The 22,228-nt window shown below is 41.7% G+C and carries 15 protein-coding genes and 1 pseudogene; 9 read left to right on the top strand and 7 right to left on the bottom strand.

Annotated elements, in window-relative coordinates; all coding sequences use genetic code 11:
* The first annotated feature begins 3 nt into the window (after positions 1-3).
* Positions 4-234: a heme exporter protein CcmD gene (gene ccmD, locus JMX07_RS01810; protein ID WP_102094072.1), complete on the top strand. Its 231-nt coding sequence runs from the start codon at positions 4-6 to the stop codon at positions 232-234.
* 243 nt (positions 235-477) lie between these two features.
* Complete coding sequence (gene ccmE / locus JMX07_RS01805; protein WP_102091822.1) at positions 478-978, top strand: cytochrome c maturation protein CcmE; 501 nt, start codon at positions 478-480, stop codon at positions 976-978.
* Positions 979-1,078: 100 nt separating this feature from the next.
* Here ccmE and JMX07_RS01800 read toward each other — a convergent pair whose 3' ends face one another.
* From JMX07_RS01800 to JMX07_RS01770, 7 genes are all read right to left on the bottom strand, one after another.
* Positions 1,079-1,927, bottom strand: a complete 849-nt coding sequence (locus JMX07_RS01800; RefSeq protein WP_201579144.1) for an aldo/keto reductase — start codon at positions 1,925-1,927, stop codon at positions 1,079-1,081.
* Positions 1,928-2,254: 327 nt separating this feature from the next.
* A complete protein-coding gene (locus JMX07_RS01795) occupies positions 2,255-3,232 on the bottom strand; it encodes a MetQ/NlpA family ABC transporter substrate-binding protein (RefSeq protein ID WP_201605829.1) in 978 nt (325 codons plus the stop codon).
* 170 nt (positions 3,233-3,402) lie between these two features.
* Complete coding sequence (locus JMX07_RS01790) at positions 3,403-4,059, bottom strand: methionine ABC transporter permease (RefSeq protein ID WP_413786650.1); 657 nt, start codon at positions 4,057-4,059, stop codon at positions 3,403-3,405.
* A 49-nt stretch (positions 4,060-4,108) separates the two neighbouring features.
* Positions 4,109-4,879, bottom strand: coding sequence for a methionine ABC transporter ATP-binding protein (locus tag JMX07_RS01785; RefSeq protein ID WP_201605827.1), 771 nt, complete (start codon positions 4,877-4,879; stop codon positions 4,109-4,111).
* 256 nt (positions 4,880-5,135) lie between these two features.
* Complete coding sequence (locus JMX07_RS01780) at positions 5,136-7,265, bottom strand: sensor histidine kinase (protein ID WP_201605826.1); 2,130 nt, start codon at positions 7,263-7,265, stop codon at positions 5,136-5,138.
* A gap of 85 nt (positions 7,266-7,350) precedes the next feature.
* Complete coding sequence (locus JMX07_RS01775; RefSeq protein WP_057761578.1) at positions 7,351-8,073, bottom strand: response regulator transcription factor; 723 nt, start codon at positions 8,071-8,073, stop codon at positions 7,351-7,353.
* 260 nt (positions 8,074-8,333) lie between these two features.
* A complete protein-coding gene (locus JMX07_RS01770; RefSeq protein WP_201605816.1) occupies positions 8,334-9,563 on the bottom strand; it encodes an efflux RND transporter periplasmic adaptor subunit in 1,230 nt (409 codons plus the stop codon).
* A 687-nt stretch (positions 9,564-10,250) separates the two neighbouring features.
* Here JMX07_RS01770 and pilG point away from each other — a divergent pair.
* The 7 genes and pseudogenes from pilG to JMX07_RS01735 all read left to right on the top strand — a co-directional run bounded on the left by pilG (position 10,251) and on the right by JMX07_RS01735 (position 22,227).
* On the top strand, positions 10,251-10,628 hold the full coding sequence (gene pilG, locus JMX07_RS01765; RefSeq protein WP_057761576.1) for a twitching motility response regulator PilG: 378 nt from the start codon (positions 10,251-10,253) through the stop codon (positions 10,626-10,628).
* 179 nt (positions 10,629-10,807) lie between these two features.
* Positions 10,808-11,170 (top strand): response regulator, encoded by a 363-nt coding sequence (locus JMX07_RS01760; protein ID WP_201605814.1) that lies wholly within the window; start codon positions 10,808-10,810, stop codon positions 11,168-11,170.
* Positions 11,171-11,173: 3 nt separating this feature from the next.
* The gene (locus tag JMX07_RS01755) at positions 11,174-11,704 is read left to right on the top strand and encodes a chemotaxis protein CheW (protein WP_160022438.1); all 531 of its coding nucleotides are present in this window, start codon (positions 11,174-11,176) and stop codon (positions 11,702-11,704) included.
* A gap of 303 nt (positions 11,705-12,007) precedes the next feature.
* Positions 12,008-13,294: pseudogene (locus JMX07_RS01750) on the top strand (methyl-accepting chemotaxis protein); the annotation flags it as partial.
* 184 nt (positions 13,295-13,478) lie between these two features.
* A complete protein-coding gene (locus JMX07_RS01745; protein ID WP_201605799.1) occupies positions 13,479-14,336 on the top strand; it encodes a CheR family methyltransferase in 858 nt (285 codons plus the stop codon).
* Positions 14,337-14,366: 30 nt separating this feature from the next.
* Positions 14,367-21,242, top strand: a complete 6,876-nt coding sequence (locus JMX07_RS01740; protein ID WP_201605796.1) for an Hpt domain-containing protein — start codon at positions 14,367-14,369, stop codon at positions 21,240-21,242.
* Positions 21,232-22,227, top strand: coding sequence for a chemotaxis protein CheB (locus JMX07_RS01735; RefSeq protein WP_201605787.1), 996 nt, complete (start codon positions 21,232-21,234; stop codon positions 22,225-22,227). The genes JMX07_RS01740 and JMX07_RS01735 overlap by 11 nt, the downstream gene beginning before the upstream one ends.
* Position 22,228: the final 1 nt, after the last annotated feature.

Raw genomic sequence — 22,228 nt, 5'->3', positions numbered from 1 at the left:
ACTATGCAGCCTTACTTTTATAGCGTATCTGAGTTTTTCGCCATGGGTAAGCATGGGGTTTTTGTGTGGTCGTGCTGGGCGATAACGATCGGCGTGATGTTGGCATTTATTATCTATAGCCGCAGACAGCGACAGTCACTTATCAAACAGCTGACCATCCAGCAAGCGCGTCAAGCACAACGGACGACCAAAACCTCAACGCCTGTGACTTCTGTGATTAGGCAATCTGAATAAAAATCATCTTAATATCATGGTTTTAGCGTAAGAAACCGTATCCTTACACTGACAAAAATATGACCTTATAGGCAGTGATGAGGCTTATTGATTTGTCTGAAAAATGCTACCATATAGCGACTAGAAGAGTACGATTAGAAAGACATTTTTAGAACGTTTTTCTAATGGTGGTTTCTTCAAATTTTTCTGTTTTGTAGATTGATTATGGATCCTAAAACAGTGACTCATTAATGGGGTAGTGGTATGAATGCAGTTCGTCGGAAAAAACTGACGTGGGTTATGTTTACGCTGGCAGGTGCGGCAGTAGCAGTTATGTTGGTTATCTATGCCATCGGGCAGCAAACTGACTACTACTTTGATGCAACCGCTATTGCCCAAGGCGAAGCGCCTCAAGACAAACGTATTCGTGCTGGTGGTATGGTGGTTGCCGGTAGTGTTCAGCGTGCAGCAGACAATCCATTAAATGTTGAGTTTGCGATTACTGATTTTCAATCAACCGTGCCAGTGACTTACCAAGGTATTCTGCCAGACCTATTTGCTGAAAACTCAGGCGTCGTAGCTACGGGTAAAATGCAGGGAGATACTTTCGTTGCTGGGGAAGTACTGGCTAAGCATGACGAAAACTATATGCCACCAGAAGTCGCCAAATCTATGAAAGAAAATAATCGCAGCGGAGCGATACCTACTTCTGAACAGTATAATCCTGCTGAAAAGATTCATGAGACCGAAACGCTACAGCAGTAATGATTATAAGCTTTCGTACCATATAAAAAAGCCACCGATTATCGGTGGCTTTTTATTTTGCTGCGTTTAGCTAATCAGTTAATCGTACTTATTAACCCTGTTAGTCATCCCATACTGGGCTATAGTCAGGGTGCTCAATTTTACGACCGTCAGAGCTGGCTAAGTTACCGATTTTTTCTAACTCATCTGCACTTAACTCAACCTTAATGGCATCTAGATTGCCTTGCAAGTGATCAGGGTTAGATGTTTTTGGAATAGCCACACGATGCTTGTCTGATAAGATCCATGCTAGTGAGATTTGTGCTGGTGTGACGTTGTGCTTATTTGCAATCTCTTTAATCACTTCGTTATCAAATACATCACCACGCGCTAATGGCGAGTAGGCTTCTAGTAGAATATGATGATTATTCAAGAAGGTCTGCAATGTGTTTTGCTTAATAAACGGATGAAACTCTACTTGGTTCACGACGATAGGCACATCAGCATATTTTTTGGCTTCAATGATATTAGCGATATTGAAGTTTGAAACACCAATATGACGCGTCAAGCCTTGCTTTTGGAGTTCACACAGCGCAGGAATGGTCTCAGATAATGGCACGCGGTCATCAGGCCAGTGCAATAGCAACAGATCGACATAATCTGTACCCAAATCTTCCAAAGAACGTTTTGCTGCTGCGACCAGTTTTTCTGGCTCAAACTTCATATCATCTGGAAAAATCTTGGTAGTCAAAAAGAACTTATCACGAGCCACGCCTGACTGTCTGATACCTTCGCCAACTTCTTTTTCATTGCCATAAGCTTGAGCGGTATCGATATGCTCATACCCCATTTCTAACGCTTTTTTGACCACATCTACGCAGTCTTGCCCAGTTGACTGCCAAGTACCTAGCCCTAGGATGGGGATGTTTGCTTGTCCAGCGGTACGAATATTATAGTTTTTAGCGCTCATATTATTATCCTTGTTATGTGTGTCTTATAATTTTCATTAGTTTTAAATGTCATCAATAGTATGGTCTAACGAGTAAATTACTATTAAGCCTGTCCACTATAAGAAAAACCAAGAACAAGTGGAAGCGTGAGTGACGGTTTCCTACAAAGGGCAAACAGGCTGTAACGTGATTTTTGATAGTTATTTAATGCACAGTTAGTCTTTTAATAACGGTATTGGAAGACAGCACTCCCAAAATTAAAGACAAAAAAACGCCCATCACTCTAAGTAATGGGCGTTTCTATCAATCATAACACCTAAAAAACTAGGTAATTTTGATTTAAAGTCTTACTGAGCAGCAGCTTCTGCAGTTTCTGGAGCGTCAGCGCTTTCAGTTTTAGCAGCAGTGTCCGTATGTGCGCTATGATCAGTACCCCAGATTTTTGGGTACTTGTAGCCAGGGAACGTTTCATGAGCGTACTTTTTGAAAGCTTCTGAGTTATAAGCGTTGGTCACATCTTCAACCCATTTTTTACCAGTATCAGCAGATTTGATCGCTGACCAGTTTACATAAGCAAAGCTTGGCTCTTGGAACAATGCTTCGGTCAATTTGATACCAGAGTCAGTAGCATAGTTACCGTTGATAACTGCGAAGTCAACTTCATCACGTGCGCGTGGTAATTGAGCAGCTTCTAGCTCAACGATTTCGATATCGTATTTGCTGTTGTCAGCAATATCAGCTTTTGACGCAGTCAATGGATCGATGTCGTCTTTTAGGGTAATCCAACCAAGATCATCCATCATTACCAAAGCACGAGCAAAGTTACTTGGATCGTTTGGTGCAGAAACACTCATACCTTTGAATGCAGCGTCAAGGCTAGTCTTTTTACCTGAGTAGATGCCAAGTGGAGCCGTTGGTACTTGGAATACTTCAACCAAATCAAGGTTGTTTTCTTTTTTGAAGGTATCAAGGTAAGGCTTATGTTGGAAGATGTTGATATCCAAATCGCCTTCAGCCAATGCAAGGTTAGGACGGACATAATCAGTAAAAGCAATCAACTCAACTTCATAACCTTGAGCTTCAAGCGTGCTCTTCACTTGGTTACGAACCATATCAGCAAAATCGCCTTCAGTCGTACCAATAACGATTTTGGTATGGTCAGGATCGATATCGCTAGCGGCAGTTTCTGCAGTGGTACCTTCGGTTACTGGCTCTTTAGTTGCTTCTGGCGCTGATGAATTGCTGCAACCGACTAAGACTAGACCTGATACACCAACAGCGGCAAATGCGGTAGCTAACTGACGGCTGATATCTGTTAATTTCATAATATGTCCTTAATAATGAATGGGGTTGAGTAAAACGTTTATCGTCTGAACATTAAAAAAGCAACATTATAAATAGTAATGCTGCTTTTGTTGTAAGAGCTGAGATAAGGGTTGAGTGTTGCCAAAAATAAACCTAGTCGCTCGTAAAGTCAAGTATTCTCTAAAGCGGTTTAACGTTTGTCTAAACGATTGGCGAGCCAGTTACCAGAGGCTTGAATCGAGATAACCATGATGGATAGTACAATCACGATAAAAATCATTACCTCGGTTTGATAGCGATAATAGCCATAACGAATGGCTAGATCACCCAAACCGCCACCACCAATCATACCAGCCGCCGCTGAATAAGAGAGCAAGCTGATACAAAGAATAGTGACTGACAATACTAAACCTGAGCGCGCTTCATTGAGTAATACTTTAATAATGGTAAAAGGTCGTGCACCCATCGATTCGGTTGCCTCGATAATACCGCGCGGCACTTCACGTAAATTTTGCTCGACCAAACGCGCAAAATAAAACGAACCAGCGATAGCAAGTACCAGTGATGCAGCGATCGGTCCGATACCTGTACCAACGATGGCCTTGGTAAACGGACTCATTGCAATCATCAAAATCACGAAAGGGAAAGCACGCATAAAGTTGGTAATACCGCCAAGCACACCGTACAACGTCTTGTTTTGCAAAAACTGTCGATCACTAGACAAAAACAAGAATACGCCAAACAGTCCACCGATGACGATTGCGACCGTGGTGGAAATACCAAGCATCACAAACGTATCAATAAACGCGCTCACGATCTCTTTGCGTAACACAAGTAGCTTGTCTATAGAGGCGGATAATTCAGTACCAGTTAACATATCTATTTCTCCTGCCTCATTAGTCCTCGACGACTAGGCCTTTGCCAATCGGGGTGGTTGCTTGAATCAGACCGTCTCGCACATCCGCAACTTCTAATAGTTGTCCTTGATGCAATAATGCTGCGCGATCGCAAAGTCTACGAATAACACTCATCTCATGGGTCACGATGACGATAGTCACGCCAAGCTGCTCATTGATATCGCGCAGACAAGTTAGCAAACTACGGGTCGTTGCAGGGTCAAGCGCACTGGTTGGCTCATCGGCCAACAATACTTTTGGACTAGGGGCAATCGCGCGAGCAATACCCACACGCTGTTTTTGTCCGCCTGATAGCTGCGCAGGATAGTGGCCAGCACGATCGGTCAAATCAACAATCGCAAGACAATCCATGACGCGCTTATGAATGTCGCGACTTGGATAACCAGAGATTTTCAAGTTAAATGCCACGTTGTCAAAAACCGTTTGATTAGACATCAGATTAAACTGCTGAAAAATCATACTGATATTATGACGGGCAATGCGTAGCTCACTGGCAGACAGCGTGGTTAGGTCAGTACCATCTATCACGACTTGACCCGAATCTGGACGCTCAAGCATGTTAATTAGGCGCAATAAGGTAGATTTACCTGCCCCTGAATAACCCATTAGACCAAAGATTTCGCCTTGTTTGATAGTCAGAGATGTCGGCTCAACAGCGGTAAACCAATGTGGTTTGCCGTCTTTGTCTTTGATTGATCGGTCGCTTAAAAAACTTTTGGTCACATCGTTTAAGACAATCATGTCATTCATGGAGGGCTCAAAATTTAATAAATTTTTTAATGGTTAAAAACGCGTCATCAGGCCTCTTTCAATATGTAAGAAGCTTGTCAAAACGACAACAGTCAATAACCGTATAATAAGGGGCGGTAATATAGCATATTATCAGGCACTTTGGATATGCACATACGTGTCCGGCTTATGATTAATAGCTATTAAGAATAAGCAGTTAAAATGGCAAATGTGAAGGTGACAGCGTGATAGCTATCTATATAATGATGGGGATTGATTACTCGTGATAGTTGTAATGAGGATCATGATGAATTGGGATAGTCACTAAAAATCTAGTATGACCATTTAGCGTATCTGTAATAATGCGCCCTTGATGAGCGGTAACGATTTGTGAGACTAAAGACAACCCTAATCCAGAGCCTTTATTTTTTTGCTGCAAACGTACAAATGGACTGAAGACTTCTTCTCGTTTGCCTTCAGGGATACCAGTGCCTTCGTCGATTACAGCCAGCACGGCATATTTTGGCAGAGGACGTTCAGGTTCAGTTTTGGCTTTTTTCATATGCTTGGCAAATAAGCCTTCTTTACGCACGACTGCGCCTGAGTTCTCATTGTTTGAGCTATTAGATTTGGCGTCATCTTTCGTATTATTTGAGCCGTTATTTTTAGTAGCGGCATCAGTAATAGAACTATCTGATTTTTGAACACTGTTCTCGATAAGAGTGCCAGTATTCTCGCTTTCTACGTTGCTTATAGAGCTTGTTGATGCTACTTCAGTCACGTTAGCATTGTTGGTATTATCGGCGTCGCTAGCAGGTTCAGTAGAGTCTGGAACAGCCTTCCAAATAACTTTCTTAATTCTGTCAGTTAATTCACTGGTAAAGCTGTAATAGTCAGCAAGTAGTGAAGATTCGCCAGTAGTAGGTTGGGGTTTGCTAGCATTGTCTATCAAGCTTTCATCTGAAAGGCCGTTATCAAGGCTGGCATCATCATTGCTCTCGTTATTCTCATTGTTAGCAGCTATATCCTCACCGTTTTTGTAGATAGTCGGCGTTGGTAGCTCTACTATTGAGTCAGTCGTTTCTGATTTATTTTTATCAACCGAACTAGTAGCTTCCTGCTTAGCAGTTTGGTGTTCAATTACCTTGGCATCAGCGTTTTCTTCATAATCGTCAAAGTCTAAACTGTTGTAATCGACAAAGCTGCTGCATAGCACTGTTTGTAATAGATAGTCGGGCACAGTTCCGGCTTCTTCTATGCTCTGAACACCGTATAGCAATACCGTAACAGGCGGCTTGCCATGTAGCATAGCGTTGGTAAGTAAATTACGAATCAAATGAGTCAACATTGATGACTGACCATCTATCACGATGTGCTCACCAATCAGCGTGGCTTCAGGATAGTGCTGACGTTCTTGATTTACCAGATCATACAAATCTAAGTTTTCAACTTGCTGTAAGGCATGACCTGCATCCAAACGGCTAACCAATAATATGCTTTCTACTAAGTCATTAAGACCTGACAAGTCTCTATTGATTGCTTGTGCCCGTTTATCGAACTTTGCTTTGGTATCAGTTGGTAGCGCACCAGCCAACATATCCATCATTTCAATCTGTAGGCGAATACGTGTAATCGGTGTGCGTAGCTCATGAGAGGCATGTGCTAATAGTAAATTATTGGCATCAATTAAGTGTTCAATTTTTTGTGCTGCTTGGTTGAATCCACGTGCTAGTGCAGCGATTTCATCATTACCACGTGCATTCACTCGCACCGTAAAATCACCATCACCCAATTGAGTCATTTGTTGGCTCAACTGGTCAATACGCCACGTCATCGTCCGGGCAATCAACCATAGCACACCTGCCATGATGAGTAGCAGTAGTAACGTACCAGTGAACAAGTTCAAGGCTGCAGAAAGGACAGGTTTTTTAGGCGTTAGACGTGATTCGTATAATAAGGTGTAACCCGTACTGCTATACACTTGGGCTTGCTTAGTAGGTGATGTATCTGCAAGTGACGGAAAAACGCGCGAGAACAAAGACGGAGTAGGGGGAAGCTCTAGGGGTAGGTCGCTATTGTCAGTTTGCATAAGCAGCCGACCTTCGCTGTCATACAATCCCATTTTCGCTTGCAGTGATTCATCAAAAATATCAAAGCTTTTCTTAACGACAGCCAGCATAAAACGAGACTGCAAACGATTGTCTTTGCTGATGGAGATATTTAATTCGTGTAAGAATGGATCAATTTGTCCTAGAATCTGTGTGGCTAATATTTCTGAGCGTATGCCAGCGTCTTTGTCATGAACAAGTTGGGTCAACAGCACCATTGCCACAGCAAATAAAGTAAGTGCCAGCATAACGCTGGCAAATAGTTTGGCAAATACGGAACGAAAACCCAATTGCTGCATTAAACGATCTCTATTATTAAACGCTTGTACCGACTCATGATATAGAGTTTACATCATGAGTCAGCTAATTAGGTATCCTTTACGATCATACTTGATCAGTGGCAAATTGATAGCCGACGCCGCGTACGGTAATAATACGCTTTGGTTGGCGTGGGTTGTCCTCGATCAAAGCACGTAGACGCGAAATATGTACATCAATTGCACGGTCAATGTTGTCTGAGCTGTCATCATTTGGCATCGCTTGCCAGAGCTGCTCACGATTCAACACTTTGCCAGAGTGAGTGGCGAAGTAGTGTAACAACTGAAACTGATGCGTGGTTAGACGTACTGGTTGGTCATCGATAGTGACTTCATGACTATCAGGGAACACACTCAAACGGCCAAAGGTTAAGCTGTCTGATTGGCTATCGGCTTGATTTGGTTGCTCATGACGACGAATAACCGCACGAATACGAGCTAAAAGCTCACGTGGTTCAAAAGGCTTGGCGATATAATCGTCAGCACCCATCTCTAGCCCCAACACGCGATCGGTTGTATCGCCTTTTGCGGTCAGCATAATAATAGGTACTTTATTGGTCATGTTATTCTTGTTGCCACGAATCTTTTGACATACTTGCATACCGTCCATATCAGGTAGCATAAGATCCAATACAACCAAGTCAATATCGCGCTCTTTGGTGTCTAATAAGTCGAGACCTTCTTGACCAAGACCAGCATGATGCACATCATAATAGTTCATGGTCAAATAATCGCTGATCAGCTCAGCCAAATCTGGATCGTCTTCAATCAATAAAATCTGCTTACTCATGGGATGTCCTCTAATTGTTATTGTGATTTATAAAAAGTATAACGTTTCTGGTAATAACGAGTTGTTGGTAATGATAAATAGTTAAACTATTAAGCCTCTACGTTTTCAAATATACAGAATAGCGCATAATTAAATGTGAGTCGTATTTTAATACTCGGATAATGCTATATATAGTAGGGTCATATTGCCTAATTATGCTGTTACAAAACAAGAGAAGCTTTGTTAATGTTTCTACGCAATGTAACTGTCAGCATAAGCTATTATGACACAATGACTTTTTTACCTTTAGAATCAATAGGTAAGTCCGCCAAGCAAATCAAGCTATCATTGCTCACACCTGCTATCAAATACTGCTGCGTAGTAGGATCGTATTCAACTACTTCAATAGGTTGGCGTGTTAAACGCTGATCTTGACCTATAATCCAAACATTCGCAGTCAATGGTTGTAGCGGCATATAAGGAGGAGTTTGCAACTCTGTTAGGTCGACGTCATGTAGCGCGCGCTTAGGTACAATAGTGCCTACATCTATTTGACCATAGTTGACGCGCCCTGTGACTTTCATATTTGGCAGTAACTTATCACGACTTACCTCGTTGTCGATGACATTAACATAGACCAAAAGCTTTTTGGGCTGACTGGTCGATACCAGTTTACTGACCTGTCCCGTAAACTTGTCTGAGATACCTTCGGCGGTAAAATTGACTGTTTGGCCAACGGAAAGCTGTGGTTTGGCTTGTATAGGCAGGGTAGCCATAAAGTGCAGTTTGGTCTCGTCACTGATCTGTAGTAGAGACGCGCGCGCCGCTAGCTGTTGTCCTGCATCAGCAGATAAGTTTTCTACCCGACCCGAAAAGCTGGCATGAATGGTAATCGAATTATACGGTGCACCTTGTTTAGCAGTATTAACGTCTGCACCCTGATTAGTAGAGGTATTGCTATCAGTATCTATCGCAGAATTTGCTTCTAATGTTTTATCATTTTCACTATCAGTTTTTCTTACAACAGCAGTGTCTGCGTCTGGCGCAGCTTGTGCAGATTTAGCATCGAAGTTTTGCGTATCTTCTGGAGTGTTCTGATTAGTATCCCCTGATTCTGAATTAACTTGCTCAGGCTTTTTCAAATCTTCAGCTTTGCTAGCCGTGCCCGTACGTCTAAAGACAAGCAATAGCGTGCCTTTTTCTACCCATTGACCTTCACTAACCAGTGTTTTTTCTATACGAATCGGATGTACCGCAACAAATGTGGTCTGCTTGATAGGTTCGATATTACCTTGTAATCCGAGACTCGGCTGATACCTTGAAGGTTTGATACTCAAGATATGTTCTGGCGTCATTGTGACACTATCACTTGTGATGATAAGAGGCGTGTCTGCGGTTTCTTCTTCAGTATCAGTAACGGCTGATTCGTTTATAGGTGACGGCTGACAAGCAGCGATAAATAGCACGCTGAATAAATAGAGGCTTTTTCTTAAATGTCTAGAAGCTGTCATAGCAGTCACCATTGTAATCGTCATATTATTATATAGTGAATTGTAACGCGGTGGAACGACTGTAAGATATTTACTAAACTTAAGAAAGCTGATAATTCAAGTATTAAGGAAAGTTGAAGTTACGCCTTTAATAAATAAGAACAGCTATTTGTGATACTAATGAGTTCGAACATAATTTTACTAATTACTGGAAAAGCAATAATAACTGTGCTAAAACAAACACTATAAAATGCATTGATACATTTTTATTACAAATGAAAATTATCCAGTAATATCATTGCCAGTTATATACAATACAAAAATATAATAACGCTACCTTCAATTCAAATTTCAATCTATTTATATGTTAGAAAATGGATTTATAGTTAATTGGAATCGTTGTTATATTTGACTTTTTTCTTGGATATGCGCAGGGTAAGTTATCTTATTCAAAGCACTCAAATAACGCTAGATTTTGTAAGATTAATAATAATAAAGTGCGTATAGTACGCTATATTGATACCGCGATTAGTCAGTAGGCATCAATTGCAGAAGATTCGCTGTTATAACAAATTTCAACGCAGACAATGCAAATGTAGGTACTTATATCGATCTGACAAGAGATGATATAAAAGTTTAAAATAGCCAAGAAAATTTTGTATTGTTAGATAGCGTTACGAACAAATAGTCGTTTACAGGACAATGAGAATGGAAAATAATTTTGAAGGTTTAAAAGTAATGGTAATTGATGATTCAAAAACCATTCGCCGTACTGCAGAAACTTTATTACAAAAAGCGGGCTGTGAAGTAGTGACCGCTATCGATGGTTTCGATGCGTTAGCAAAGATTGTAGATAACAATCCAGATATTATTTTTGTCGATATTATGATGCCACGTCTAGATGGATATCAGACTTGTGCGCTGATAAAAAATAACCCTGATTATGCCAATAAACCGGTAATCATGTTGTCATCTAAAGATGGTCTATTTGATAAGGCACGTGGTCGCATTGTAGGTTCTGATGAGTATCTGACTAAGCCATTTAGTAAAGATGAGCTTTTTGATGCCATTAATCAGTACCGTTAATCGAATAAATATAGACTTACAGGGAGTGATTGATATTATCGCTCCAGATTATTCAATACTGAATAATTATGATTAAAGAATGGCTACCAGTCGATTTATAAGTGCTATTTTTAATCATTTTATCTGAACCATATATCAATATATCTTCACAGATATTTTAGAACTTAAAGGAACCTCCTATGACTACCGTTTTAGTCATTGACGACTCGCCATCAGAAATGGCGAAATTTCGCGATATGCTTGCCAAAAACAACTTTCAAGTGTTGGAAGCGACCAATGGTGAGCAGGGTTGCCAGATGGCAGCTGAACATTTGCCAGATGTGATTTTGATGGATGTGGTAATGCCAGAAATGAATGGTTTTCAGGCCACGCGCAAGATTACTCGCGGTAAAACCACTGCTCATATCCCTGTCATCATGATCAGTACCAAAAACCAAGAGACAGATAGAGTTTGGGGCAAGCGTCAAGGCGCTAAAGAATCTATGAACAAACCAGTTGATGAAAGTGGATTGGTCAATATGATTCGCAAAGTGATGGAGTAACTTGTGGCTTCTAGAGGATTTATTGAGCTTCTGCGTTTAGCAGATTTGGCACGCGCGCGCAAAAGCGGTCGCCGCGGTGGCCAAGAGTTTGATTGGCAAGGTGTGGTATTTGAAATTGGTGGGCAGCGCTTAGTTGCCCCTATGGGTCAGGTATCAGAGGTATTATCTATGCCAGAATATACTAGCCTACCTCTAGTAAAGCCATGGATGCTAGGTATTGCCAACATTCGTGGGCGACTATTACCTTTGACGGATTTGTCGCATTTTTTGCAAGTCCCTAGTCGCTTGACACAAATGAGCCAACGGAAAGTTATCGTCATTGATTATGACAATAACTTTTCAGGACTGCTGGTGGATCAAGTACTTGGTATCGAACAGTTCACACAAGAACAGTATCGTCCAGAAGCCATAGATCCAGAGTCGCCATTTGCGCCTTATAACCATGGCAAGTTTTTCAAAAACGACCAAGACTGGTATGTATTTATGCCAAGTTTGCTCGCACAAGATCCTCAGTATTCAGATGCTGCAATATAATTGTCGATAATAGAAGACCTGTCTATCAAGTAACGATAGAGAAATAGCGACTGACATAATAGGGTTCGATGTCAGCATTTATACAGGCTTTGCTAATCATTGTTTAGATAACAATACGATTGTCAAAGTCAGCCACAATTAGACTTTGATGACTGTTTGAAAGGAAGACGCAAGATGAGTGATGTGATAAAAAAACCTGTAGCTGGTATGGCTAAAACATCAGCAGATGGCAAAGACGCTGATAGTACTTGGAAGCTATTGTTAGGATTTTTTGTTCTATTAAGTTTGGCTTGTCTGATTTGGCTAGTTAACTCGCTATCATCGGTAAGTCAGTATTTCGATAGTTTCAATCAATCCGTTATCTTGCCAGCGGCTGTATTTGCAATCGGCGCATTAGGGATTGTGTTTGCTTTGTACCAGCTACTGAAACACCGTGGTGGATCAGAGCGATCACTTATTGAGAAAGAAACCTTGCGTCGTCGCCAAGAAGCAGAAGCTGAGTCTGAGCGAGCGCGTCAAATCCAAGAAGAAAACGAACGTAACCAGATCGCTATTCTACGTCTGCTGGATGAGTTGGGTGATTTGGCAGAGGGTGATTTGACCGTTAATGCGACTGTATCAGAAGATTTTACAGGGGCGATTGCTGATTCAGTCAACTTTGCAATTGACCAATTACGACAGCTGGTACTGGTTATTAACAGCACTGCTGACCGAGTATCGCAATCTTCAGATCAAACGCAGATGAATGCTGTTGAACTGGCCGAAGCTTCTGAACACCAAGCACAAGAGATTGCTGGTGTATCAGCCGCTATTAATGAGATGACTGTCTCAATTGATCAGGTTTCAAACAACGCTGCGGAATCTGCAACGGTTGCCCAGCGTTCAGTTGCTATTTCTCACAATGGAGCAGAAGTTGTACAACGCTCTATTGAGGGTATGAACGTTATTCGTGATCAGATTCAAGAAACATCAAAACGTATTAAGCGCCTTGGTGAATCTTCGCAAGAGATTGGTGATATCGTTGGACTAATTAACGATATTGCTGACCAGACCAACGTTTTGGCATTGAACGCCGCTATTCAGGCATCTATGGCAGGGGAAGCGGGCCGAGGCTTCGCAGTTGTTGCTGATGAGGTACAGCGTCTAGCTGAGCGTTCAGCTAATGCTACTAAGCAGATTGAAACATTGGTAAAAACCATTCAGGCTGATACCAACGAAGCAGTTATGTCAATGGAATCGACAACTTCTGAAGTTGTACGCGGCGCACGCTTAGCGAAAGATGCGGGTGAGGCACTAGAAGAGGTACAGAGCGTTTCTAACACCTTGGCTGACTTGATTCAAAACATCTCAAACGCTGCATTACAACAGGCTGAGTCTGCTGGTCACATTTCTCACACCATGAATATCATTCAAGATATTACTTCACAGACTTCTTCTGGAACGATGGCAACAGCCCGTTCTATTGGTGAACTAAGTGAAATGGCAGCAGCACTACAGGAATCGGTAACAGGCTTCAAAGTATCGAACGACGACGAGCTAGTAGATTATGAAGTGTTGGATACGGAAGGCGCATTGAAAGAAAGCGTTTAGTGATTAGTTATTCTTTTAGAGCAAGATCGACAGCATTTGATTTTTCTGCATATTGAACAAAGTTGCTGCTGTAAGAGTGATAAAAAGAAGCCGTAATTATAGTAGGTGATTTGTCTAGCTTAGGTAATGTTGGTAAGCCAAATCATCTGCTTATACAGTTGATCTGACATTAGGTAATACTTTGATGAAAGTCGACAGTTTGGATGTGCAACGATGGCAGAAGTACATAGAGCAAGAGACTGGATTTGTGCTGCCAGACATACAGCTACAGTGGTTGGCCAATGCAATTGACTGTACGGCTATGTCGAATGGATTGAGCGTTCAACAATTATGGTATCAATTATCGAGAAACAATGAGTTGCGTCAGCAGTTGCTAGATAAAGTGCTCATTCATGAGAGTCGCTTCTTTCGACATAGACCCTCTATCGACTTTGTTACAAAGTATGCATTGCAGCATCATAAAGCGGACAACATTGATAGTTTATTTCGTATTTGGAGTGTTGGCTGCGCAAGTGGACAAGAAGCTTGGTCATTGGCCATGAGCTTAGCCGCACAGCGATGTCAAGACTATGCAATATTAGGGACAGACATCAGCGAAGAGGCTATTAGAAACGCACGGCTGGGGCAATACGATAACAGGCAGCAAACTTTAATCCCGCAACCGTGTCAGCCGTTTGTTCAGCCGCTACCTTCTAAGAGTACATCAAACAGATTGAAGCCTAGCACATCAGAAGCGGCTAATAGTATGCAGGAGAGTTGGCAGGTAGCGCCTGTATTGCAGCCACACGTCAATTTTTCTGTACATAATATTATTGAACAAAAACCACCCACTACGCATCTTCAGAATGTGATTATTTGCCAAAACATGCTGCTATATTTTCGTAAATTTGATCAGCGTGATATTTTGGCACGGTTATCAGAGCAGTGCGCGTTAGAGGGATATATTATATTGGCTCCAGGTGAGGCGTTGTTCTGGCGTCCTTCAAATATGCGCCGCATTGCGCACCCACAGGTTAATGTGTGGCAAAAAATTAGTGCCTAAATTAGTGCATAGACGAGTTAGGATAAACCTATGAAAAACCAGCCCAATGACATCGTGACATTTCAGTGGTTGCTACCATTATTCAATCAGCAGTTAACACAGATATCTGACGGTTGGCAATTAGGTGAATCTAGCATCGACCATGAACAGCTGATATCAAGTTATCATCAGGTTAGTGGTGCACTCATCATACTTAAGCATCCCTTATTAGCAAATGTTGCTAGCAAGTTGAGTCAACTCGCAGGATTACGAAATTACGATGATTTTTCTGTCAAAGAGCGTCGTATAGGTCAGTTCTCTCATCGATTGTTGCAACGAGAGATCAATCAGTATGCGCGTACAGGAATCTATCATATAGGCCTAATAAGTAGGGCGGTTGATGAGCTGACCCAAGCCTTGTCTCAACGAGATATAGAAACTGATATTCTTGTAAACATTAGTGATATTCAGCATGAATACACGAATGATCATGCGAATAACAAAAATATTATCAATAGTATTGAAGTGGCCGTACCAACAGAACAAGCTACTGCTAGCTTGACAAGTGAACAGTGTCAGCAGTTGCTACTCGTATGGCGTCAGCAAGTACAAGCATTACTGATCACTAATACAAATCAGTCGTCAGCACTCATTACCTTAGAAAAAGCTAGCCAGTATCTCAGGCAGACAACACAAGATAGTGGTTTACAAAGACTATGGTGTTTAACCGAATTACTGCTAAGCGATCTGGCCCAAAACGAGAAACCACTTCCTGAGCGGTATGCTCTATTATTAGGTCAGCTTGATCAAGTTATAGAATCTTGTGCCCAATCAAATGAAGTACCTTCAACTATAGTTGTAAGATTGACCACCGCAATCTATGTCGAATTGAGTTATCTAGCGCACAGTAGCAAACGTACTCAGTCTATTTTGGATAAAGTATCTCAAAGTACCACGACAGCGTCTCGTTTTTTACCGCAATTATTAACTCAGATTGATGCGCTTATTTTCAAACTGGATGAGCCTGATAGCTTGGTAGCTCCTTTACAACATATCAGAGAGCAGCTCAAAAACCGAGGCTGGACTTACTACGTGTCTCAGGTGGAATCCATCCTTGCAGATTTGAAACAGTCTCTCGTATCAGAAACGAGTTTTGCGCAAGAGCAGTGGCAAATTGAACGCAAGCTGCAAGAGCTATACAACGCTATTTATAGTACTGAGCAAACCATTTCTCTTAAGATTGGTGATGCGACCTCTTTCGCTACTATGCCTGAAGTGATAAATAGTAACGAGACAGAATTAACAAGTAAACATGACTCTATTCCTACCGATGATGGCCTACGTGAGCTTCGAATTGCAGTAGAAAAGATAAAGCAAAATTTCAACGATTATATACAACATCAAGATATAGGATTATTACCAGCGTCTACTGAGTTTACCAGTATTGGTCAAGCTTTTGACGATATGGAATTGCCAGAAATTCGTCATACTATGGATGATATCGGTAGTCTATTTACACAGTTAACTACTCGTAATATTACTACCCCGAGCTGGAATTTGGTGCAGACGTTGGCTGAGAGCTTAACGTCTATTGAGCTATTACTTGATTATCTTGCGCAGCAAGTTTTTGATCAGCAGTTGCTTACTTTAGCAAATGAACATACGGCCAGAGCAACACAGCTTCTTGATACTGATATCGAATCACCAGCAACGCTTAATGAAACTGTATTCGCTCAAGAGTCAGCTGCGACGAATGTTGTACGTTATGATGATAGTGGCGAAATTAACCCTGTTATCAATATAGACGATGCAAATATAGTTGAACAAGATAAGTTGAGTCTGTCCAACAATACTGAAAGTGATGCACTAAAGCAGGCTCGTGAACACGTGAAGCCTGATAACTTTGAAACAGATGAAGATGTCCACGATATCTTTATTGAAGAAGTGACTGAAATTATTACTGATCTTGAAGATTTTCTTCCTATCTGGGCGCAAGACTCACAAGATCTAACACCATTGACTGAAGTGCGTAGAGGTTTTCACACTCTAAAAGGTTCAGGTCGTATGGTTGGTGCCTTTAGTATCAGCGAGATAGCATGGTCAATCGAAAACCTACTCAATCGTTTATTAGATAAAACATTGCCAGTAACAGATGATGTTGTAAATCTAGTGGTTGATACCACAAAAATTCTACCAGCATTGGTAGCAGATTTTTCAGCGCAGCGACCACCAAGCTTTGATCCTGCTATTACTATTTTACAAAGTAGTAATCTTATGAGCCAGCAGCCGGTCAACACTGGTCTGACGCTAACTGAACTTGCTCCTAAAGAGGTTATGTCAGATGATGCAGAATTAGAAAAATCGCTACTAGAAATTGATGATGTTGATAACGATTCTAATAACGATAGTACTGAGTTTGTTACTGACTCGAATAACAAAGAAGCGAATATCAACGAATATTTCTCTACGTTGGATATTCCAGAGAGTCTTGCACCTTTTATTAGAGAGACTAATCAACTACCAGCTGATGCCGACGATGCAGATCCTGATATCAAAGAGATATTTATAGAAGAGGCCAATGAAGTATTGGCAGAAATTGTGCCATTGTATGAAAGCTGGCAGGAAAATTCGACCGATCTAGAGGGATTAAAAGATATTCGTCGTGGTTTCCATACCTTGAAAGGTTCGGGCCGCATGGTAGGCGCTAACTATACAGCGGAACTGGCATGGTCTATAGAAAACATGCTTAACCGTGTTTTAGATAATAGTGTCGCTATCTCAGTTGATATGCGTCAGTTGATTACAGATGTACTGGCAGCTTATCCTGATATGCTTGTAGCATTTGAACAGGGTACTCAAGACTATCCAGCTGTTGTCCCAGTATGGATTGCATGTGCTGATGCGTATAGCAAACAGCAGGGTAATGGATTTAGTTATTCTGCGTTGTTTGCACAATCAGTAGATAGCTCTATAGATGAGATAGAAGAAAAGACGCCATTGTCTGATACGGCTGAGACTGGCTATGTTTATGATGACAACAGTAATGAAGCAATAGACTCTACCTTGCAGACCTTTCATTCGGTCAATGAAAAAATGGCTGAGGCAGCGGTTGTCCTTACCCCTCAAACTGAGGAAGAAAAAGCATTTTGTAAGATATTTATTGATGAAGCAGAAGAGCTGCTTGATTGCATCGAACAGTTTGTCAAAGACAATAGAGAACAGCATCATATAGAAATCACAGATGAGATCGTACGCGCATTTCATACTTTGCGCGGCGCTTCGGGTTCTAGTGCTTTAGCCGCTATCAGCGAAGTTAGTGCGACCATCGAGCATAGCTTGGAGTCATTACAGCAACAAGATATAGGCATGAATGCTCAGCATTTAGAAGCATTGGCTCAGTCAGCCACATTAATAGAGGGTTATCTAAATAATTATAAGCAAAATATAGAACAGCACGATGTATCAACAGAGGACGATGGGTCGCAGAGTCAGCATGATATAGCGTCATTGCAAGCCATGCTTGGTGAGCAATACGTAGCTAATGACACTACTGTCATGACCAATAAGAAACCGACGATAGAAGAGTTATTAGACAGTAATATTGATACGTTGCTCGATGCTGAGTGGGAATTAGATGATGCGTTGAATCATGCTGAGATAGAGCATATTCAAGGTTATATAGAGCAGCAAGTTTCACAAATAGCTTCTATTATGGAAAAAGCGCAACCATTTCCAAAATTTGTCACAATTTTAGATGAGCTGGGTAATGCGTATCGTTATTTAAGTAATCATATCGATATAGCTCAAAATCAAGACATTCAAGCGATATTGCATGCAGGTCATGCTCAGCTGATTGGCTTGTTTGATGCCTTAGCTGGAAGTACCTCCTTAAAAATAGATAAACAAGTCATTGATGATCTACAGAGTATCTATCAAGAAAGTAATGACAATGAAGACGTTGGCTTCATCGTTAGAGCCGTTCCAGCAGCTGACCTACAATTTGAAACCATTGACACTGATATCGAGCTGTTAGAAATATTTTTAGAAGAAGCACAAGAGCTTGATACTGCACTAGATGAAAGCTTCAATAAGTGGCGTGCCGATATCACCAATATCAATTCGCTAAAGGTTCTACAGCGTCATTTGCACACGATTAAAGGTGGTGCACGGATGGCGGGTATCCGTAGTATTGGCGATTTGACTCACGAAGCAGAAAGTGTCTATGAGTCGTTTGTAGAGAGCCGAAGAGCGCCAACCGTGCAGTGGCTTGAAATCATGCAAATGGTGCAAGACACGATGTCGCTACAAGTGATGCATATTGTGAGTCATAAGAAATCTTTCTTTACTCCAGAGCTGATTGAGCAGTTGCGCCAGCTTGAAAAAGCAAAAACGTTACCAGAGGTAATCGATCTAGTCATACCAGTGCCAAAAAATCATTTTGAACCTACAGAGCGTAGCATTGCTGCCAATGTTGTTGACAGTGATAATGAGGTATTGAGTACCCTAAGTCTGGATAGCATGATTAAACAATCATGGGCTAACGGACTTCCTGATCCTGATATATTAGCGGTATTTTTAGAAGAGGCAGAAGAGCTTACCAATCGTAATAAGTATCTACACTTGTTCTTAAAAGACACGAGTAATACCACAGCGTTGCAAGCGCTCCAACGTGACTTGCATACCATAAAGGGTGGCGCACGAATGGTCACTGCCTCTGGTATTGCTGACTTGGCTCACGAGATGGAGTCGGTTTATACAGACTTTGTCAGTAATCGACGTCCAGCCACCAAAAAAGTATTAGAGTTGCTGGTTGCAAGTCATGACTGGCTAGCTGATGCAGTATTTATTCTTCAACAACATGTTAATCCACCGACGCCTACGCTATTAATTGAAGCGTTGGAGCAATTTGGTAGAAACCCTGATAGCCTAAAAACGATACCTAAAGAGTCTCTACAAGCCCAGCGTGAAGCAATCTTGATTGCCAAAGAAAACCAAGATTCACAGTATCTTGCAAAAGATATCAGTGAAATGCCGTCTATGCTTAGAGATACTCATGAGGAAGATCAGAGCGCTAGTAGCAATGAGATGATTCGTATCTCGGGTGGTTTAATTGAGCACATGATTAATTTATCTGGTGAGTCAGCGATTAACCGTGCTCGTATCGATATGGGTATCAGTAGTCTAACAAACAGTATCGAAGAGATGGGTACGACAGTACAACGTTTGGCAGATCAGCTACGTCGTATGGAGATCGAGCTAGAAGCACAGATTTTGTCTCAGATAGATGAGGAACTCATCGATAATGAAGACTTTGACCCTCTAGAGATGGATCAATACTCATCTTTGAATCAGCTGTCTAAATCTTTAACAGAGTCGGCCTCAGATTTGGTTGATATTAATCATACATTATTAGAAAAGACACGTGATAGCGAAAGCCTGCTGCTACAGTTATCTCGTACCCAGACGGAACTGCAAGACGGTTTGATGAATTCACGTATGGTGCCATTTACGCGCTTGACACCACGTCTTGAACGTATCGTACGTCAAACAGCTAACGAGCTTAATAAGTCTGTTGAACTGACCATTGTTAATGCTGATGACGAGATGGATAGAACCATCCTAGAGCGCATTACGTCACCGCTTGAGCATATGTTACGTAATGCTGTCGACCATGGTATTGAAACCACGTCAACCCGTCTGAAGTCAGGCAAAGAGCGTAGCGGTCGTATCACCCTTGAGGTCCGTCGTGAAGGTAGTGAAATCGTCATTCAATTAACAGATGATGGGCGAGGTATTGATGTTGAAGCAGTACGTAGTAAAGCCATCTCTCAGGGTCTAATTGATGCAGATGATAATAGTCTGTCAGACCTTGATATTATGCAATATATTTTCAACGCTGGATTAAGTACTAGTCAGCAAGTGACTCAGATTTCTGGACGCGGCGTTGGTATGGACGTTGTTATTAGTGAAATTCGTCAACTAGGTGGAGCGGTATCCGTCGTTTCAGAGTTGGGTAAAGGCTCAAGTTTCACAATGCGTCTACCACTGACGGTAGCCGTGTCTGACGCGTTGGTTGTTCGTGCTGCAGATCGCTACTATGCGATTCCATTGGTACAGATTGAGCGCGTGGTTCGAATGAATCCAGAGAAGCTCTATGACTACTATCAATCAAATGATGCCACATTGAATTTTGAAGACACTGAGTATCGAGTACGTTATCTAAACGAAATTTTATCAGGCAATAAGTTAAATGAGTTGGTGGTAAATACCAATACCAGCTTACCGCTTATCATTATTAAAAACCGTACTGGACAGAATATCGCTTTGCAAGTGGATCAGATTGCAGGTTCGCGCATAGAAGTTGTTGTCAAACCTTTAGGCCAACAGTTATCAAATATTCCAGGGGTTTCAGCTGCTACTATTATGGGTGATGGCTCGGTCATGCTCATCTTAGATTTGATTGCCCTTATGCGTAATGCGCAATTGGTCAAGAATATTACGAAAGCTGCTGATGCTAAAAGAGGACGTATAGAGTCTAAATCTACCATTCTAGTCGTCGATGACTCCGTGACGGTACGTAAAGTAACCTCACGTTTCTTAGAGCGCCAAGGGTTCAATGTGGCAGTCGCTAAAGATGGTATTGACGCAATTGAGATATTGCAAGATATGACACCAGACATGATATTGCTTGATATCGAAATGCCTCGTATGGACGGCTTCGAGGTCGCCACTCAAGTCAGACATAATAATCGTCTAAAGCAAATTCCGATTATTATGATAACGTCACGTACTGGCGAAAAGCATCGTGAGCGTGCCTTAGAGATTGGTGTGAATGACTATATGGGTAAACCATTCCAAGAAAAAGAGCTGCTTGATAAAATGCAAAAATTACTAGGTGAAGGGGTCAGCCTGACTAATGAAGGATAATGCACGTGTTTTAGCGCTGCGAAAAAAAAATAGAAACGATATTAAAGTGATGGTGGTGGCAGAAGACCATCGCCAGCGCATGGCGTTTTCAGATACGGTACGTGGCTTCGGCTTTACGCTGGTCGGCTGTGTGTCACGAGCACAGTGGCGGGAAACAGGTGCGCTTTCTAACTCAGCTATCGATATTTGGCTGATAGACAGTGATTATGATGACAGTGTGGCAATAGCGACGGTGGCATCCAAACCAGCAGCAGTACTAGTGGGCTTCAGTCAAGCACCGTATCTAAACGAATCACAAGAATATGCAAAGTGGCAACGTAAGTTAAAGCGTAAATTTGCCCAATTGCTTGACTTGCCAATATTGGTAGATGCTCCAGCTTACAAGAGTGCTGATACTGACTGGCATTATGTCGTATTTTTGGGTGCTTCTATGGGTGGTCCTAGCGCGGTCAAAGAGTTTTTAGATAACGTACCAGCCACACTGCCAATTTGTATTTTATTGGCGCATCATTTCAATCAAGCCATGATTGGTACGTTGCCCCGCATACTTAACCGTCACAATGACTGGCGCTGTAAGATTATCGCTTCTTCACAGCGGCTACGTGCAGGAGAGTGTCTGATAGTTCCTATTGATAAGCAGGTTGTCTGTGATTCAACAGGTCGCGTGATACTATTGGAACAAGATTGGCATGGTGAATATAAGCCTGCAATTGGGCAGCTGCTCAAAAATACCAGTGATGTTCATGGTAGCGAGCTTATTAATATTATATTTTCAGGTATGGGTAATGATGGCTCTCAGTATCTAGACCTAATCCAAGACAATAACAGTCAATTATGGGCACAAGATCCGAGCTTGAGTGCATGTCCAAGTCAGCCTCAGGCTATCATTGACTCAGGGTATTGCAATTTTGTTGGTAGCCCTACCGATTTAGCAAAAAAACTAACCGATTACATTGGTGAAAGGGCAGATAGCCATTCACATTAAC

The organism is Psychrobacter immobilis, assembly GCF_904846235.1.
GTDB lineage: Bacteria > Pseudomonadota > Gammaproteobacteria > Pseudomonadales > Moraxellaceae > Psychrobacter > Psychrobacter immobilis_C.
Note: the sequence above shows the minus strand (reverse complement) of the source record. Positions and strands in the feature narration are given on the sequence as shown.

Coding starts and splice junctions, on each gene's coding strand:
- ccmE (WP_102091822.1), top strand. CDS start 478: ATGAATGCAGTTCGTCGGAAAAAACTGACGTGGGTTATGTTTACGCTG.
- JMX07_RS01775 (WP_057761578.1), bottom strand. CDS start 8,073: ATGAGTAAGCAGATTTTATTGATTGAAGACGATCCAGATTTGGCTGAG.
- JMX07_RS01795 (WP_201605829.1), bottom strand. CDS start 3,232: ATGAAATTAACAGATATCAGCCGTCAGTTAGCTACCGCATTTGCCGCT.
- JMX07_RS01760 (WP_201605814.1), top strand. CDS start 10,808: ATGACTACCGTTTTAGTCATTGACGACTCGCCATCAGAAATGGCGAAA.
- ccmD (WP_102094072.1), top strand. CDS start 4: ATGCAGCCTTACTTTTATAGCGTATCTGAGTTTTTCGCCATGGGTAAG.
- JMX07_RS01800 (WP_201579144.1), bottom strand. CDS start 1,927: ATGAGCGCTAAAAACTATAATATTCGTACCGCTGGACAAGCAAACATC.
- JMX07_RS01735 (WP_201605787.1), top strand. CDS start 21,232: ATGAAGGATAATGCACGTGTTTTAGCGCTGCGAAAAAAAAATAGAAAC.
- JMX07_RS01770 (WP_201605816.1), bottom strand. CDS start 9,563: ATGACAGCTTCTAGACATTTAAGAAAAAGCCTCTATTTATTCAGCGTG.
- JMX07_RS01785 (WP_201605827.1), bottom strand. CDS start 4,879: ATGAATGACATGATTGTCTTAAACGATGTGACCAAAAGTTTTTTAAGC.
- JMX07_RS01780 (WP_201605826.1), bottom strand. CDS start 7,265: ATGCAGCAATTGGGTTTTCGTTCCGTATTTGCCAAACTATTTGCCAGC.
- pilG (WP_057761576.1), top strand. CDS start 10,251: ATGGAAAATAATTTTGAAGGTTTAAAAGTAATGGTAATTGATGATTCA.
- JMX07_RS01745 (WP_201605799.1), top strand. CDS start 13,479: ATGAAAGTCGACAGTTTGGATGTGCAACGATGGCAGAAGTACATAGAG.
- JMX07_RS01740 (WP_201605796.1), top strand. CDS start 14,367: ATGAAAAACCAGCCCAATGACATCGTGACATTTCAGTGGTTGCTACCA.